This is a genomic window from Blastocatellia bacterium, assembly GCA_016713405.1.
Classification (GTDB): domain Bacteria; phylum Acidobacteriota; class Blastocatellia; order Chloracidobacteriales; family JADJPF01; genus JADJPF01.
Genome location: JADJPF010000014.1, coordinates 1 through 16,717 on the forward strand (window position 1 = coordinate 1; position 16,717 = coordinate 16,717).

Below are 16,717 nucleotides of genomic sequence, written 5' to 3' on the forward strand. Positions count from 1 at the left end.
CCTCTTTAAGCAAAATTGATAGCACTATTGTTATAGCTACCCCTTTATCATCTACTGGTTTGCAATTATTTTTATCAACATTTCAAACTAGAGCAATGTGTATAAATATAATGATAATTACTACTATTGCTACTTCACGGTGGGCTATTGGTCTTTGATTAGAAAACCGTTAGTTAAACACTATACAAATTTAGATGGATTACCAAGCATAGACTTAACTGGCACAGTAGTTTTCGCTCCACAACTTTGTATTGGTACATCTGACAACGGATTAGTTATTTTTAATGGTAAGATTTTATCCATCATAAGATCCAAAAACCTGTGATTCGACAAATTAGTAGTTTACTAGCAACAGAGGAAAGACTTTTAGTTGGGACTTTGTTGTGGGCTGTTGGCTTTTGATGGGTTGAAATTTAACGTCAGACCAAGAAATAAAGCCTATTCCACAAATTACTTCACTACTACAAAATGGAAACCGACTTTATATTGGAACTTATGCGTCAGGTCTTTATCTATGGCAAGAAAGCCGTTGGCAACAAATTACTAAGCAAGAGCTTGCCGTCAAACGGAATTACTGCATTAAGTGAAGACAAACGTGGGGTTATTATTGCAACAGATTTTAAGTGTAGTGCTAAGAGAATTGATCCAAGGAGAAATTGAAAAAAATTAACTCTATTCCTAATATTATTTCTTTAGCCAAATAGGAGAAAAGCTTTGGAGGAGGTCTTTTACTGGTGATGTAGTAGAAATTTTTGATAAATCAGTTTTTTCTGTTTATCCCTATTAATAAAGCTTCCGATAGTATAAATGATAGTGATAAAACAAATTTACAAATACAATGGCACGAGGTCAAATGGCGGGGATCAAAGCCTTTTTTTACAACAAGCGAGAGGTGGTATTTTTACGAGGCAGGCATTAACTTTCGAAGACTCGTTTAGAATTTGACCGATTCGGCACAATTACACTCTCGCCATTAACAGCCGACCATATAAGCACAATGGCTTGCGATGAGGTGGAAGGTTATGGATTGGTTACTTTGACCAAGGAATTGATATTTTTGACCTAGAAACAAATGCAGCCAATCACATTTACAAGAATAGCACCATCAAGAGAAATTAATTTTGTTTCCCTGAATCACTTACATCAAAAATGTTAGTTGCCACTTCCACAGGACTTCCGTTTTTGACAATCAATTACAATATAAAACCTTAGATGAGCGTACTGGTATTAACTCTAATATGAGTGCTCGTCTTAACGGTTTCTAGCTCAGACAATGACCCAATAACGAGCCTCCTTCAACTGCCTTGCCACTGGTAGGGGATTAACTTCTACTACAAGGAAATATTGCTCGTAGCCTATTTCTTTACCAAATAATTATCTTTACACTAGTGCGTTTGTTAATAATCGTTTATTTGTTGGTAGTTTAGGCGGACTTATTGAAATGGAGGGATTACGAAGTAATTAGAAGTTTAACAATTAATAATTCTAAACTTTCTCATAACTGGATTAACGCATTGCTAGCAGTCAATGGAACTCTTTATATTGGAACAAATGGCGGTGGAAGTAGATGCGCTTACTCCTGCAAGGAGAGCTAATTAATTTTCTCCTGAAATGAGTAAATTTGATGTTAACCCTAATGCTATGTATGCAGATAGCCAATATTTATACGTGAGGCAGTTTAGGAGATGGGATTTTTTATTGAATCTAAAAAAGTAAAATTTGGCACAAATTTTCTCAGCTTTACCCTCTAACAATGTCCTGCTATTGTTAGCAATGAAAAAATGTTTACTTTGCTACTAGCAATGGACTGCTAAAAATAGATAGAAAAACAATTTTAGGTAACTAGAAATTTTCGAACACATAAAGTATCTAAAAATAACTTATAAATGGAATAAGAAATTGATAATTTAGCAGTTTTACATCTTCTATATTTTATTTCTCTAGAATCTTCTAACTTACCGGCAACGATAACAATAACAAGTTAAATGGGTATAGCTTGCTAGTCTTAATGCTATCTACTTGTTCTTTTAACTTTAGTACTTTTACAGCTACTAAATGGTTAATATTTCACAGTCTAGTAGGATTTTGACGTAAAAATTTCGCAAGTAGTAGTAGTTTTAAGTAAAAGGTATAATTGTTTTTAGTTATACCCTAAGTCTGTTATTGGTTTTTGAAAGGAGAAAATTATGGCTACCATAACTAATGCAAGACTTACAATGCAATTAAACCTACACAGCAACAATGCAAAAGTAGATGTAACGGGTGAAATACGTTTTACACCTTTAGAAAAGTTCTTAATGGAAAAAGGTCTACGTTATAAAGTTGATTGTAAAGTATGGGGTGAAGACCTTGGTTGGTGGTTAAATCCAGATGATTTTCTTTTTCCTATAGTTCTGTTTTTTCCCAGATGCTACACCATCTGCCATAGAACCAATTGCTTTCACTAGGCAAGTACCAATGGGACTTCTTAATGAAGATATTGGGACAGATGAAGTCTATGCTGAGATAATACTTAAAAATATGGAAAGTGGTTCAACAACTAAAGAAAAGAACTAATGTTATAAAACATAGATTCTAAAGGATTAATAGAAAACCCACCTCAAGCTTGTAAATAGTTAGGTGGGTTTTCTAAGCACCTAAAGTATTAGAAAAATGTCATTATTTCTAATTTACCTAAAATAACATCCCGTATTTAACCCGCCGTATTTTATCTAGTTTTAATTTATTTTTTAAAGGCAGAAGATTTTATTTAGATGCCCGCTTTTCTTTGTCTTGCTTGATAAGCATTCTACACATATTATTCTTTCCATCTAAGAGTTTTCTTTGGTGAGTTTTATTACTAAAATTTTACTTTAACACTTTCTTTTTCAATAAAATGTTATATTTTCTGCATTATCAAAATTTTGGAGACTTGCTAATGTCCTATTTACCCCAAACTTATGACGAATATAGCCCTTTCCGGATCAACAATGGCACGCTTTGACCGTGCCGCAGAATTACTTAACCTAGAGCCTAATTTATATAAAATTCTACGTACTCCTAGCCAGGAAGTCTGCGTCTATTTGCCAATCCAGCGCATCAATGGTGACACAGAAATATTTGCCGCCTATCGTGTCCAATATAATTTAGCTCGTGGAACGCTCCAGGTGGACTGCGCTTTGGCCCAAATATTACCTAGATGAAATGCGTGCTGGAGCACCCTGGAGTACCTATAAATGCGCTTTAGTAGATATTCCTTTTGGCGGTTCACAGGGCGGAGTTGTATGTAATCAAAATATTTACAACCCTTGAAATCGAAAGAATTACTAGGCGTTATACGGCTGATATGTTGGATGTTTTAGGCCCAGAAGGAGATATTATTACTCCGGACATCAACACTAATGAGCAAATAATGGCTTGGATAATGGATACTTATTCAATGCACGCTCGTCATAATGTTACAGCAATAGTTACAGGTAAGCCTGTTGAAATGGGGGATCACCTGCAGGTAATACCGCTACAGGTTATGGAGTATTATTTTTAATTGAAGAGGCATTAAAGAATTTAACCTTGCACCAACAGAAACCAAAATTGCTATTCAAGAGGCCCGGTCGGCGTGGCAGTAGCACAGCACAATTACTATATGAGGCAGGTTATAAAATAGTAGCCATTTCTGATGTTGATGGTGGCATTTATAAAGCTGAAGGGTTAAATATTCCTGAAGTTTTAGAGCATTTTGCACAACATAAAACCTTTAAGACCTATGAATTAGCAGAACAAATTACAACTAATGAACTACTTACAATTGATTGTGATGTATTAATTCCTACTGCATTGCATGAACAAATCACTAGCCAAAATGCTATCAATGTAAAATGTAAGATTTTATGTGAAGCGGCGGATGGTTCGACTACATCCCAAGCGGATCAATACTTTATGAAAAAGGAACATTTGTTATTCCTGACCTATTAGCTAATGCTGGTGGAGCAATTGCACGCCATTTAGAATGGGTACAAAATCGTATGGGATTTTTTTGGAAGAAAGAAGAAATTTTTGGACAACATTAAACATAAAATGTTAAAGAGTTTTTCAAGAAATGCTAAGTTTTTCAGAAAATCATAAGGTTGATACTCGCACAGCAGCCTATATGCGAGCAATTGACAGAGTAGCACGAAATTAGACTACGTGGTATTTATGCCTAATTATTTATTTTCCCACTGCTTGGGCAAATCTATCTAAAAACTCAAAAAGTTGTTTGTGGGCGATCTTCTGGCCTTTTTTCTAATGCCCACAATACAACTTTATCAACTTCAGACGAAATCATTGGATTATAAAAACTTAAAGGCTCTGGTATAGTCCGCAAATGTTCAAATAACCATCCTTGAACATTATCCGACTCGTAAGGTAACATTCCTGTTAACAATTCATAAACCATAATTCCTAGGGCACAAATATCCGTGCGTAAATCTAGTAACTTACCTAAGCATTGTTCAGGGCAAGATACTGGATAGTGCCAACAATCATCCCAGTTTTAGTAAGTTGCGTCATAGCACTATCTTTAGGACCCCAGCAACAATTTTAGCAATACCTAGGTCTAAGATAACAGCTATTTCCTCTCCATTTTCTTCTTTAATCATTATATTTGCTGGTTTTAAGTCTCGATGGATAATGCCCTCTTGGTGAATCGCATTTAAGGCAGGGCAAACATATTTTAATAAATTAAAAATTCGTTCAACTGACCAAATACGCTCTTCTTCTATTAAATCACTAAGGGATTTACCCTTAACATAATCCATTATAAAAAAAGGTCTCCCTATTTGCTGTAAGACCTGAATCTAAAATTCCTACTACATTAGGATGTTTTACTCGTTTTAGAACTTTCATTTCTCGTTCAAACATTTTTGTGTATGAGAAATGTCTTCGGCATCTTCTAATAGCATTTTTACTGCTACATTTGTATTAGTTTCTAAATCAATTTGCTAGGTAAACTATTCCAAGACCTCCTTTTCCTAAAATTAACTCTATTTGGTAGCGATCATTTTAATTTGCCTCCAATTAAAGCAGTATTTTGCTCTAAGCTATTACTGGTAGCAAATTCAGCACGTATTTTTTAACTATTTGGTCATGATTTAGGCTATTTTCTCTTAGTTGTTGGAGTAAGGCTTGTTTTCTTGATAGGTATAGCTAATGTTTTCTATTAAGATAATTTTTTTATTATTAACTAAAAGTGCAGTGGCTTGGAGGTGGTATTCTTTAGCATTTAGGTCTGTTTCTGTCCAGGGGCCAGAGTTTAACTTATCATTACTTTTTTGCTCCCAAAATTCTTGAGCATCAAAAGGAAAACTTCAATAAATGGAAAAGGTTTGTGTAAGGTGAAATTCTTGGGAACAAGAAAAACTTTTCCACAAAATTCTTGATACCAACCTGGACTATTACCTATTAATTGAAAGCTATCTTCTGCTAAATACTCTACTACTAAAAATCCTAGTCTTGCTAGTAAAGCCGATATAAGAGAATCAGACATAAATAACCCTTAAGTAAATATTCTGGCATTATAGTCAGAAACAAACTTGTTTATTTTTAATAAATGAGAAAGACAATAACTTAGAAATTCTCGTTCTTCTCGTCATAATCTAGGGGCCATTGCATAATATCATCTGATGTATCAAAATCAGCATCAATATCTTGTACTAAACAATCTGCCCATTTATTGTCTTCTACTTTATCTACTTTATTTGTTTTATCTACTTTATTTGTTTTACTTACTTTATTTACTTCATCTAATTCATTCGTTTCATCTATTTTATTTGGCTCATCTGTAGTTGGTGTTTTTCAAGTTCTGCAATAAAGATTTATCTTCCTCAAAATTAGGTCTTTGAAGTAGCTCTATTTCCGCTGTTTTAAGTCTATCGCTAAATTGTCCTGTGTGCCGCTTAGATGAAAATACTCCTGCAACAATTTCATCAAATCTTTCTGGAGATAAACTATCATCAGATTTTATTAAAAAGTCTGTTTCTGGTTGGGATTTAATATCTGTTTGAGTTGATGACTTAGGTTTTTGGAATACTTTTTTTCTTGCCATTTTTTTACACCTAAATATTACTATTTTTTTGATGGTAAGATAGTTTTCCTTTTGTTGTCTAGTACCAACTGCTAAAAAATACTTATTATTTCTTAAACTATTTAATTATGTTTATTGCTACAAAATTTTAATTTTTTCCTAAATATTAATAGAAGCTTTTTGCAAAATTTTTATTGTCTGTTCAAAATCCCTAGGTAGTGGTGCTTGAATAAACACTTTTTCTGTAAAGAGGATGCTTAAATCTTAATTCATAAACATCTTAACGCTAGTCTTTCTATTGGTAATGATGATATTAAAGGCTCTGTTGGCAAGCTTAACTTATTGTTAGCTGTATCTAAATTGCTATAAATAGAGTCGTTTACTACTGGCAAGCCAAGAGAAGCTAAATGTAGTCGTATTTGGTGAGTCCGTCCTGTAATTGGCATAGCCTTAAGTAGAGCATACTTTTCAAACTGGGTAACTACACTAAAGTTTGTTACAGACTCCCGACCATTTCTTTTATCTACAATCATAAGACCAGCTATTTTTGGATGCTCTGCAATTGATTCTGTTGAGGAAAACTCTTTACTTGGAGCAACACCTTTTACAAGTGCTAGATAGGTTTTGCTAATTTGTCGTCTTTCAAATAGATCTGTCATTTTGCTTAAAGCTAAGCGATTTTTGGCTAAAAGCAGTACTCCACTAGTATCAGCATCTAAACGATGTATATTAGTAATAAATTTTAATACACGCCGACGCGCCCAAGGTGCGCCCATTTCTATGCCTTCTCTAAGCATTAACATTAGATTGCGGCTAGTTTGTTCCCAACTAACAGGAGCAATTAAATAATTTGCAGGTTTATTTATTGCCATTATATAACGGTCTTCATAAACAACATTAACTGTTAATTTGCTACTAAGTCTTAAGGTTTCAACTCTTTCTGGTTTTGGCTTAGCTTTAGTTGGGTTTGGTGTTGCTATCTTTGGGTTTGGCTGGCTCATTTTTGTTTCCTTGATTTGTTTTATCTTCTGTAATATTAAAAATACTTACAGCATTATTATGTATAAATTGTTGAAATTCTTCGCTTGAAACACTCTTTTTTTATTGTTTGTAAAGTATCTAAGTATTGTTGATAGTGTCCTTCTCCATAATAAGTTGCATCTGTTCCAAACACTACACGATCTGCACCAACCGTTTTTATAGCTCTAAGAACTGTTTCAGGTGAAACATGAGAAGTTTCTAAATAAATTAGCGCATCTTTTTTGTTTTTAGCTTGCTCCGCTACTACAATTGCTTCCTGATGTGAAGTATTAAAGCCCATATGATAGAGGACAACAGGCACAGTAGGAAATTTTTTTGCAGCCTCATAAATTACACTAGCATTAGAACGGCTTGACCCTCCACAATGAAAAAGTGCTGGCACTTTATATTTTTCACATAAAGCTAAATAGGGCATTATTTCAGGAGCATTAGCAGAAAAATTATTAAAATCTGGGTGAAATTTTATTCCACAAAAATTTTTATCTCTTAAAAACTTTTCTGCTGTCTCTGCACTAGACATTTTAGCCCCAGGTTTTGCCCAAAATAATGGTTTTAACTTTGGATTAGCTTTAGCAGCCTGAAAAGATGCTTCATTTGCTGTTACTTCGTCTGAATCAGCAGTTACACCGCTAATTGAAGCACCATCAATATTAGAAATAAAAGCATACTGGATTTTGTTTTCTTTTATTTCTTTTAGTAAAGTTACTAAACTTAAGTCATACCCCTTAAATTCACCTATATGAGCGTGTACATCTATAATATTCGTTTCAGTAGGTTCTGCTTTTTTAGAAGCCATATAACAACTAAAATTACTTGTATTTAACATAACAGCAAATATCATAATTGGCAGAAACAATAATAAGCGTCGCATTTGTCTTTTGGCTTGCTCCTTAAAATTATCTGCCAGGAAATTAACACGACTTTTAATAAAAAAATAGCTGTCCAAGAAAATCACGTTTTATGTTTGGAAATTTTTATGAGTAAATTCTTTGATAAAATAGCTAAAATTCCTCGTCTAGGTGTTGGTATTTCTGGAGAGTTTGCTTCTGCAACAAAAGGAATTGATGCTTGTTGGTTACAGGAAAATTACCCTACCTTAATACATTTTTTGAATATGGTGGCGACTTAGATCGTGGATTAGATGAACATGTCCGACGTTGGGTAAATTTAGCATTACCAACAACTTATCATTTCTTAGATATTAATATTGAAGAAAAAGCTGATTTAACCGAGAATTGGCTAGTTTCTACAATAGAAATGGCTAAAGAAATAAATGCTGTTTGGCTTTGTGGAGATGCTGGACGCTGGCATTTTGGCTCACGTGAGCGCGGACATCAAATGCTAATGCCCCCGATTTTATGTATGGACTCAGTCTTAGAGTCAGTTGATAACATCCAAAAATTCAAAATCAATCACAGCTTTGTTGCTTGCCAGAAAATCCACCTGCGGTTGTCTACTTAGGCAGAAATGCACATTTTAGAATATTTTGCTGAAATGGCCGAGCGTGCTGACTGTGGACTACTGCTAGATTGCGCTCATTTAGCAATTTTCCAACATAGCCGAGGTCTTAGCCCATTAACAGGCTTTGACAACTACCCATTTGAACGAGTAATTGAACTCCATCTTAGCAGGCGGAACATTTACAGAAACTAGCGGTTATTCATATATAAATGATGATCATAGCCCTGAGCCTATCCAAGCAACCTGGGAAATCTTAGAGCATGTTGTTTCCCGCGCTCCAAACCTAAAAGCAATTGTTTATGAATGTGAACATAACAAAGCTGAAGAGTGCTCAGATAATTTTGCTAAACTTAATCAATTATTTCCTATTCAAAGAAAGGATCTTTTCCAACTAATAGCAAAATAATGAGTTATCATACATTACAACACCTAGTAGTAAGAATGCTTTTTGATCCAGCTTTTGTTAACTCTGTTTATCAAAACCCTGAACAAGCTTTAGCTGACCTAAATTTAAGCGAGCAAGAAAAAAAACAACTACTAGCCATTGATCCTAGAGCTTGGAACCATGACCCGCTGCGAAGACTTAGGACAATGCGCACACTAGTAGAAGAATTTAAGGTTTCTGCCACATTAGTTTTATCAGAAACGAGGCGACTATCTTTTTTAGAAAACTTTTTTTCTAGCAAAATATTTCATCAATTTATCCAAGACCGTAAATCAATGGCTTTAGCTTTCGCTGAATATCTGTCAAATGCTTTTGCTAAAGGTGAATTAACTACACCACAACTAAATGATGTTTTAAGACTAGAAACATTAATGGCTCGTTGCAGACGAGAGTTAACTAATAAAATTCGTATACCAGCACTTCCAGAAAAATTAAATGAAAACTTACGTGTCCGTTTAATTCCTGGTGCTGATGTAGGTGCATTTCAAGCAAATACAGTAGAAACAATTCAAGCAGTAGAAAAATATCTTTTTGAAGTAAGTTTAATGCCTGCAATGGTTTTGTGTGATGATGCTCCACGACTAGAAAATTTACCTAAAGTTGAGCAAAAAAGAAAGTTTACTTGCTTTGTTTACCTGCTGCTAACGGAGTTTCTTTAGTTGATATTGACAGGTTAGATTACCTAGTTTTAATTGAAGCCCGAACAACTTTAACAATTCAACAAATTGTTGAACGATCTTTAGCTTCAGGTGTAACACGCACTAAGGCCAAGAAATCATTGCTACTGCTTTGGAAGAAGAAACTCTTTATCTAAATTAATTATACGTAGGGTTGAAAGCCCATATATCCAACTTAAGAATAACTAATTAAAAATAGAGCAGTTAAAATCTTAAAGCTCTTACCCAACCATTAGTTTTGCTAATTTTATAATCTAGCGGAAACCGTGGGGATGACAACCGCCCAGGAATGATGGTCTGACACTTTGGACATTTACCATTTTGTAAAGAAAATTGCTTAATATGATAAGCATATCGTTCAATCAGTAGTTCATTACAATTATGACACCAAGTATTTTCCCATCCTCCGACACGACCCGCAACATTACCAATATAAACATATTTTAGCCCAACTTTTCTTCCTGTTTCTGCTGCTTTAATTAGTGTTTTTATATTAGTATTTTCCTTGTCAAGCATTTTGTAATCGCTATGAAAAGCTGTTAAATGCCAGGAATAAAAGGATCTACAGAAACTAGGAATTCTGCCATTTCTTGTAGCTCTTCTTGAGAGTCATTAAAGTCAGGTATTACTAAAGTAACAATTTCTAGCCAAAACCCTCTAGCCTTTAAGCCTTGAATAGTTTCTAGCACATTAACTAGTAATCCTCCTAGTTCCCTATAATTTTTATCCCGAAAGCTTTTTAAGTCTACTTTGTAAAGGTCTACCCAAGGTTGTAAATAATCTAAAACTTCTGGCGTACCATTTCCATTAGAAACATATGCTGTCAAAAAACCTCTTTCTTTAGCTTGCTTAAAAATAGAGACTGCCCATTCACTAGTAATTAAAGGCTCATTATAAGTAGAAGTCACAGTAGAAACGCCTTCCCTTTCAGCCATATCTAGCATTTGTTCAGCAGAAATTGTTTTAGCAGGAGCTACAGCATTAGGGTCACGTAGGACTTGTGATGTAATCCAATTTTGACAGTAATCACAATGTAGGTCACATCCCAGCATACCAAAGCTTAAGGCATCTGTAGCGGGCATAGCATGAAAAAAAAGGTTTTTTTCTGTTGGATCACATTGAAGCCCTGCAACATATCCCCAGGGAACATATAATTTGCCACCTTCATTAAAACGTACCTTGCAAACACCTGCTAAACCATCTGCAATACGGCAACGATGACCACAGGAGTAACAAAATACTTTATTATCAGCTAGTTGCTCATAAAGTTCGCCTTCATGAGTATATTTAGCTAAAACATCACCAATAACTTTTAATTTTGCACGTTTTTCTTCTCGTGATCCTTGATTAGATATATTAGACATAAATATTGCTCCTTAAAAAACCTTTATCTATATTATTTTAGCTTAATCTCTTAAAGATTTGCCTGCAAGAAAAACGCTTAAGATCACTTAAAATTTATTTTATTAAATTAATAGAAAATTTTTCCTAAATCCTATTGCTTATAAAGTATGTTTGATAGTAGCCTAGCAAATTATTACCAAGTTAAAACCAAGTTAAAATATGGAGAAACCACTATGCTTAATATGGCATTGCGTCTTATAGGTTCTCAACTTGATGCTAGTGTAGATAAAGAGATTAAACGCAGATTAAAACGTGTACCCACACCATTAAATGAATACAATTATGATGCTTGGGGCTTTCATCCAGAAATGGCTCAATATGGCTTACAACTTTGTGTTTGGCTTTACCGCTATTATTGGCGTACAGAAGTTTTTGGTATTGACAAAGTTCCTTCAGGACGGGTTTTATTAATTGGTAATCATAGCGGACAAATGCCAATGGATGGCCTAAATATTGCTGCTGCAATGCTTATGGATGCTGATCCTCCAAGACTTGTTAGAACAATGATTGAACGTTGGTTTGGAACTATGCCTTTGGTTAGCACTTTTGTGGCCCGTCATGGTCAAATTTTAGGCGACCCTCAAAACTGTGTTAAATTACTAGAAAATGATGAATGTGTACTGGTATTTCCTGAAGGGGCTAAAGGTTCTGGAAAGCTTTGGTATGATCGTTATACTTTAGTAGATTTTGGCTTAGGTTTTATGCGAATAGCACTAAAAACTAATACTCCAATAGTCCCTATAAGCATCATTGGAGGCGAAGAGCAGATGCCATCTTTTTATGACGCTAAACCTCTAGCAAAACTTTTAGGACTACCTTATTTTCCTATTACACCTACTTTTCCTTGGCTAGGACTGCTTGGATTTGTGCCATTTCCAACCAAATACCGCATTTATTTTGGCGACCCTCTTTATTTTGAAGGTGATGGAAATGAAACTGACTCTGTTGTACAAAAGAAAGTTGATATAGTAAAAGCTAAGATTTTAGAAAATATTTCCTATGGTTTATCCAAACGTAAACACATTTTTTGGTAATATTTTTATGAGGGCAAAAAATTTTTATGCTGCGTAAAAAGGTTTTAATTACTGGTATTTCTGGCGGTTTAGCTAATCAAGTTGCTGAAATGATTCCTAAAAATTGGGATATTGTTGGCGTAGGACTTAGAGATTTACGTCCGGTTAAAGGCCGACAAATAGAATTTCATCGCCTAGACATTACTAAAAACAAACTAGAAGATATTTTTCGCCGCCGTCAAGTTGATTGCGTTATTCATATGGCAGTTAATGACAATCCTCGCCTACCTATCAAACAACGCCATCATATAAATGTTGTTGGTACAATGAAATTACTAGAAGATTGTGAACGTTATGAGGTTAAAAAGGTTGTTCTGCTTTCTAGTGCTACAGTCTATGGAGCAGATCCCAACAATCCAGTTTATATAACGGAAGATTTCCCATTGAAAGTTACCCAACGTTATTCAGAAATTAGCGATAAAGTAGAATTTGATTCTTATTGCCGTTCCTGGATGTATAAAAACCCCCAAATTTCAACAATTATACTTCGCCCATGTCATATTATTGGCTCGCATGTACATAATAATCTTACTAGCTACTTACGCTTAAAGTATATACCTATTCCATTAGGTTTTGATCCAATGATGCAAGTAATTCATGAAATTGATATGGCAAGGGCAATAAATGCTTGTTTAAGATATAACCATAGTGGAATTTATAATATAGTTGGCCCAGGTGAACTTCCCTTAACAGAACTTATTAATATTGTTGGAGGCATGCCAATACCAGTGCTTCATGTTGTAGGTTATTCAGCCTTGCAAGCCTTGTGGTCATTAGGAATTGGGCCGCTACCTGCTCCCCAAGTCGAATATTTAATGTATCCTTGTATTATTGATGGAACACGTTTTCAAAAAGACTTTCACTTCCGCCCACAACTTTCTTTAAGTGAAACTTTGCGGGCTACAGTTCTTTACTAGAAAAATTTTTTTTAGCTGGCAAATCTAATCAACCTGACGTTTTAAGCTTCTTGCAAAACTCCTGATAAATGCTCATGCAGAAATTTGCCTGTGTAAGAATTGACACTTTCAATAATTTCTTCTGGTCGGCCAGTAGCAACCACATAGCCTCCTTCATCCCCACCTTCAGGGCCTAGATCAATTACCCAATCAGCCGTTTTTATAACATCTAAATTATGCTCAATAATTACAATTGTAGCCCCAGCATCTATCAAGCGACGAAAAGACATCAACAACTTATTAATATCATCAAAATGTAGTCCTGTAGTCGGCTCATCAAAAATAAATAAAGTTCGCTCACTTGTCCGTTTGGCTAGATATGAAGCTAGTTTTACTCTCTGTGCTTCACCACCTGATAATGTAGTAGCAGATTGTCCTAATCGTAGATAACCTAGTCCAACATCATCTAATACTTTTAATCGGTTAGTAATTCTTGGGACACTAGCAAAAAAGCTCATTGCTTCCCTAACCGTTAAGCGTAAAACCTCATGAATATTACGGTTACGGTATTTAACCTCTAATAAACTAGCCTTAAAACGAGTTCCTTTGCATTCTTCGCAAACAAGTTCAACATCAGCTAAAAACTGCATTTCTACCGTAATTGTCCCATCTCCTTGGCAAGTTTCGCAGCGTCCACCAGGAACATTAAAACTAAAATGGCTAGCATCATAACCACGTGATTTAGCTTCTTTAGTGCTAGCAAAAACTTCTCGGATTACATCATAAACCTTAATATAAGTAACAGGATTTGACCTTGGAGTCCGACCAATTGGAGATTGATCAACTAAAATAATTTCTGCTAAATGTTTACTACCATCTATTTGACGACAATTACCAACTTTTTCTTGCCATTCACCACGTTGTTTTTTTAGATTTGCATAAATTACATCATGCACTAGCGTAGATTTACCAGATCCAGAAACTCCAGTAATACAAGTCATTACACCAAGAGGAATTTTTACATCAATATTTTTTAAGTTATGTTCTTTAGCTCCAAAAATATGTAAGTATTTTTCACCTATTGGACGACGTAGCTTTGGAGTTTTAACTTCTAGCTCTGAACGTAGATATTTAGCAGTTAATGAATTTTCTTGTTTTAGTAGCTGATTAAAAGTGCCTTGAAAAACAATTTCGCCTCCAAATTCCCCTGCTCCAAGTCCAACATCTACCACATAATCAGCCGATTTAATCATTGCTGTTTCATGTTCTACAACTAAAACCGTATTACCAATATCACGAAGATTTTTTAAGATATTGATTAAGCGTTGATTGTCGCGTGGATGTAACCCAATACTAGGTTCATCTAAAACATAAAGTGCGCCAACTAAACTAGCTCCTAAATTAGTAGCTAGCTGGATTCTTTGAGATTCTCCACCTGATAATGTACTAGCTAATCTATCTAATGTTAAATAATCTAGTCCAACATCCAAGAGAAAATGCAAACGACGTTTTATTTCAAGTAACAAGCGATCTGCAATAGCTAATTCTGTTTCTGTTAAAAAAAGTGTGTCAAAAAATTTAGCAGCCTGGCTAACATTAAAAGCTAGCACTTGAGACAAGCTATAGTCAGCTATTTTGATATTGCGCGCTTCCTGGCGTAGTCGTCCGCCTCCACAATCATAACAAGTAGTATAACCACGATACTTGCTTAAAAGCACCCGGATATGTAATTTATATTTTTTAGTCTCTAACCAATCAAAAAAACCTTTAACACCCATCCATTTTGCTTTGCTATCACCTTGGATAATTAATTGCTGGTGTTGAGGGCTTAGGTCTTGAAAAGCAATATTTTGTGGAATTTGTGCTTTTTCACAGTATTCTTTCATTTCATCTAAAGCCCAATCAAATTGAGCTTTAGTCCAAGGATCAATGGCTCCAGCCAATAAACTAAGCTGACGATTAGGAATTATTAAATCTAAATCTATTCCTATAGTATTACCAAAACCCTGACAAGTAGAACAAGCACCATAATGGTTATTAAATGAAAATAACCTAGGTTCAGGTACAGGGTAAATTACATTACAAGTTTTGCAGGCATATTTTTCACTAAAGTAAAACTCTTTTTCTGGCAAGTTTTGATTTGCTAAAGTATAAATTTTTGTTTGACCATTACCAGATTGGTAACAAGTTTCTATAGAATCAATTAGCCGTTGTCTAATGTCAGCCTTTATAGCAAGGCGATCAACTAAAACACAAACATCTGTTAAACTATCGCCTGTAAAGCTATCAGGTGTTTGAAGCTCAATAATTTGGCCTTGATGATAAAGACGTGTAAAGCCTTGCTGCATTAAGCTCATTAGTTGGGCTTGCAGGTGTCTAGCTTGATCTTTTTTCTTAGTAGATTTACTAGTTTCTGTTTCACTTACAGCAGGAAAACCTATAAAAAAGCGTGTACCTTCAGGCAAGCTAAGTATTTCATCAGCAATACTTTCTGGAGTATCACGTTTAACTAACTGACCACATAAATGACAATAAGATTTACCTATTCTGGCAAAAAGTAACCTTAAATAATCAAAAATTTCCGTTTGAGTAGCAACGGTTGATCTAGGGTTACGAGAACTATTTTTTTGACTAATAGCTATGGCTGGACAAATACCTATTACCTCATCAACATCTGGTTTATCCATTCTTTCTAAAAATTGACGAGCATAAGCTGATAGTGATTCTACGTAACGGCGTTGACCTTCGGCATAAATAGTATCAAAGGCTAAAGAAGTCTTTCCTGAGCCTGAAACCCCTGTTACAACAGTTAGTTTGTTTAATTTAATATCTACAGAAACATTTTTAAGATTATGTACTCTGGAACGTTTTACTAAAATCCATTCTGATAAATTATCTATTTTGCTACTCATTACTAAATACTTCTTTTACTGAAAGGTTGATAGGTTAAAAATTTACTACTTAAGCCAAATTATAAGCATAACACAGCTATAATTTGCTGTAAGTTCTTCTTAGCGTGATTTGTCCAGGAGGTAGAGTAAGAAATACTAGGAAAGAGATTTAGAAGCAATTAACTAAGCATAAAAGAGACAGACACAAAAAACTGCTTACTAAAAACAATTTTTTATGTCTAGTCTTTTAGATCTCGGTTTTACACCCAAGTGTTTAACACTAGGATGATTTAGCAGCTTTAGCGGCTCTAGCACCTTTTTCTGTGCGGGTATCAAGTTCACGAATACGAGCAGCTTTACCTCGTAACTCGCGCAAGTAGTATAATTTAGCACGGCGTACTTTACCAAGTCTAATAACATCAATATGATCAATGATAGTTGCATGTAGTGGGAAGATTCTTTCTACACCAACGCCAAAGCTAATTTTACGTACAGTTACAGTTTCTCTAATACCACCATGTTTACGGGCTATTACTACACCTTCATAAACTTGAAGGCGTTCTTTATCACCTTCTTTAATTCTTACATGTACTCTAATAGTATCCCCAGGGCCAAAGCTTGGCACAGTGCGCATACCTTTTTTTTCTAGTGCATCTATAGTTGGGTTCATCCGCCTTCATTCAGTACCTACCAAGATTTTGGTTTTCTAATTGGTACTGCCTCCTTACAAACTTAAAATTAAAACTGGTAATTAAATAATGTTGGTTCGCTAGTGCGAGGAAAACGCTA

20 protein-coding genes and 2 pseudogenes are annotated in these 16,717 nt (G+C 34.8%); 13 read left to right on the plus strand and 9 right to left on the minus strand.

Annotated features, from left to right (window positions below):
- Positions 1 to 2,186 precede the first annotated feature (2,186 nt).
- From IPK14_16795 to IPK14_16820, 6 genes and pseudogenes are all read left to right on the plus strand, one after another.
- Positions 2,187 to 2,447 (plus strand): hypothetical protein, encoded by a 261-nt coding sequence (locus IPK14_16795; GenBank protein ID MBK7994975.1) that lies wholly within the window; start codon positions 2,187 to 2,189, stop codon positions 2,445 to 2,447.
- 522 nt (positions 2,448 to 2,969) lie between these two features.
- Positions 2,970 to 3,182: a hypothetical protein gene (locus IPK14_16800; protein MBK7994976.1), complete on the plus strand. Its 213-nt coding sequence runs from the start codon at positions 2,970 to 2,972 to the stop codon at positions 3,180 to 3,182.
- Position 3,183: 1 nt separating this feature from the next.
- Positions 3,184 to 3,291 (plus strand): hypothetical protein, encoded by a 108-nt coding sequence (locus tag IPK14_16805; GenBank protein MBK7994977.1) that lies wholly within the window; start codon positions 3,184 to 3,186, stop codon positions 3,289 to 3,291.
- A complete protein-coding gene (locus tag IPK14_16810; GenBank protein ID MBK7994978.1) occupies positions 3,260 to 3,523 on the plus strand; it encodes a hypothetical protein in 264 nt (87 codons plus the stop codon). Before IPK14_16805 ends, IPK14_16810 begins: the two co-directional genes overlap by 32 nt.
- Positions 3,472 to 3,951 (plus strand): annotated as a pseudogene (locus tag IPK14_16815) (Glu/Leu/Phe/Val dehydrogenase). The gene IPK14_16810 and the pseudogene IPK14_16815 overlap by 52 nt, the downstream one beginning before the upstream one ends.
- Complete coding sequence (locus tag IPK14_16820; GenBank protein ID MBK7994979.1) at positions 3,894 to 4,046, plus strand: hypothetical protein; 153 nt, start codon at positions 3,894 to 3,896, stop codon at positions 4,044 to 4,046. The pseudogene IPK14_16815 and the gene IPK14_16820 overlap by 58 nt, the downstream one beginning before the upstream one ends.
- A 176-nt stretch (positions 4,047 to 4,222) precedes the next feature.
- Here IPK14_16820 and IPK14_16825 read toward each other — a convergent pair whose 3' ends face one another.
- The 6 genes from IPK14_16825 to IPK14_16850 all read right to left on the minus strand — a co-directional run bounded on the left by IPK14_16825 (position 4,223) and on the right by IPK14_16850 (position 7,952).
- Positions 4,223 to 4,414 (minus strand): hypothetical protein, encoded by a 192-nt coding sequence (locus tag IPK14_16825; protein ID MBK7994980.1) that lies wholly within the window; start codon positions 4,412 to 4,414, stop codon positions 4,223 to 4,225.
- 109 nt (positions 4,415 to 4,523) lie between these two features.
- Complete coding sequence (locus IPK14_16830) at positions 4,524 to 4,775, minus strand: protein kinase (GenBank protein ID MBK7994981.1); 252 nt, start codon at positions 4,773 to 4,775, stop codon at positions 4,524 to 4,526.
- A gap of 494 nt (positions 4,776 to 5,269) precedes the next feature.
- Positions 5,270 to 5,503: a hypothetical protein gene (locus IPK14_16835; protein ID MBK7994982.1), complete on the minus strand. Its 234-nt coding sequence runs from the start codon at positions 5,501 to 5,503 to the stop codon at positions 5,270 to 5,272.
- Positions 5,504 to 5,791: 288 nt separating this feature from the next.
- Complete coding sequence (locus tag IPK14_16840) at positions 5,792 to 6,061, minus strand: hypothetical protein (protein ID MBK7994983.1); 270 nt, start codon at positions 6,059 to 6,061, stop codon at positions 5,792 to 5,794.
- Positions 6,062 to 6,309: 248 nt separating this feature from the next.
- Positions 6,310 to 7,041 carry an RNA pseudouridine synthase gene (locus tag IPK14_16845; GenBank protein ID MBK7994984.1) on the minus strand — a complete coding sequence of 244 codons (732 nt, stop codon included), beginning with the start codon at positions 7,039 to 7,041 and terminating at the stop codon, positions 6,310 to 6,312.
- A 56-nt stretch (positions 7,042 to 7,097) separates the two neighbouring features.
- On the minus strand, positions 7,098 to 7,952 hold the full coding sequence (locus IPK14_16850; GenBank protein MBK7994985.1) for an amidohydrolase family protein: 855 nt from the start codon (positions 7,950 to 7,952) through the stop codon (positions 7,098 to 7,100).
- 105 nt (positions 7,953 to 8,057) lie between these two features.
- Here IPK14_16850 and IPK14_16855 point away from each other — a divergent pair, with 105 nt between their 5' ends.
- From IPK14_16855 to IPK14_16875, 5 genes are read left to right on the plus strand one after another with little or no spacing between them, the layout of a single operon-like run.
- Positions 8,058 to 8,210 (plus strand): hypothetical protein, encoded by a 153-nt coding sequence (locus tag IPK14_16855; protein MBK7994986.1) that lies wholly within the window; start codon positions 8,058 to 8,060, stop codon positions 8,208 to 8,210.
- Positions 8,153 to 8,542, plus strand: a complete 390-nt coding sequence (locus tag IPK14_16860; protein MBK7994987.1) for a hypothetical protein — start codon at positions 8,153 to 8,155, stop codon at positions 8,540 to 8,542. The genes IPK14_16855 and IPK14_16860 overlap by 58 nt, the downstream gene beginning before the upstream one ends.
- Before the next feature lie 6 nt (positions 8,543 to 8,548).
- The gene (locus tag IPK14_16865) at positions 8,549 to 8,734 is read left to right on the plus strand and encodes a DUF692 family protein (GenBank protein MBK7994988.1); all 186 of its coding nucleotides are present in this window, start codon (positions 8,549 to 8,551) and stop codon (positions 8,732 to 8,734) included.
- Positions 8,694 to 8,948, plus strand: coding sequence for a hypothetical protein (locus IPK14_16870; protein ID MBK7994989.1), 255 nt, complete (start codon positions 8,694 to 8,696; stop codon positions 8,946 to 8,948). Before IPK14_16865 ends, IPK14_16870 begins: the two co-directional genes overlap by 41 nt.
- The gene (locus tag IPK14_16875; protein ID MBK7994990.1) at positions 8,948 to 9,646 is read left to right on the plus strand and encodes a hypothetical protein; all 699 of its coding nucleotides are present in this window, start codon (positions 8,948 to 8,950) and stop codon (positions 9,644 to 9,646) included. Before IPK14_16870 ends, IPK14_16875 begins: the two co-directional genes overlap by 1 nt.
- Before the next feature lie 222 nt (positions 9,647 to 9,868).
- Here the strand turns inward: IPK14_16875 and amrS are convergent.
- Positions 9,869 to 11,028 (minus strand): annotated as a pseudogene (gene amrS, locus IPK14_16880) (AmmeMemoRadiSam system radical SAM enzyme).
- Positions 11,029 to 11,250: 222 nt separating this feature from the next.
- Between amrS and IPK14_16885 the strand changes: the two are divergent.
- Positions 11,251 to 12,102: an acyltransferase family protein gene (locus tag IPK14_16885; GenBank protein ID MBK7994991.1), complete on the plus strand. Its 852-nt coding sequence runs from the start codon at positions 11,251 to 11,253 to the stop codon at positions 12,100 to 12,102.
- Between the two features lie 26 nt (positions 12,103 to 12,128).
- Positions 12,129 to 13,058, plus strand: coding sequence for an SDR family oxidoreductase (locus tag IPK14_16890; GenBank protein ID MBK7994992.1), 930 nt, complete (start codon positions 12,129 to 12,131; stop codon positions 13,056 to 13,058).
- A 41-nt stretch (positions 13,059 to 13,099) separates the two neighbouring features.
- Here IPK14_16890 and uvrA read toward each other — a convergent pair whose 3' ends face one another.
- Positions 13,100 to 15,949, minus strand: coding sequence for an excinuclease ABC subunit UvrA (uvrA, locus tag IPK14_16895; protein ID MBK7994993.1), 2,850 nt, complete (start codon positions 15,947 to 15,949; stop codon positions 13,100 to 13,102).
- 259 nt (positions 15,950 to 16,208) lie between these two features.
- Positions 16,209 to 16,598, minus strand: a complete 390-nt coding sequence (rplS, locus tag IPK14_16900; GenBank protein ID MBK7994994.1) for a 50S ribosomal protein L19 — start codon at positions 16,596 to 16,598, stop codon at positions 16,209 to 16,211.
- Positions 16,599 to 16,717: the final 119 nt, after the last annotated feature.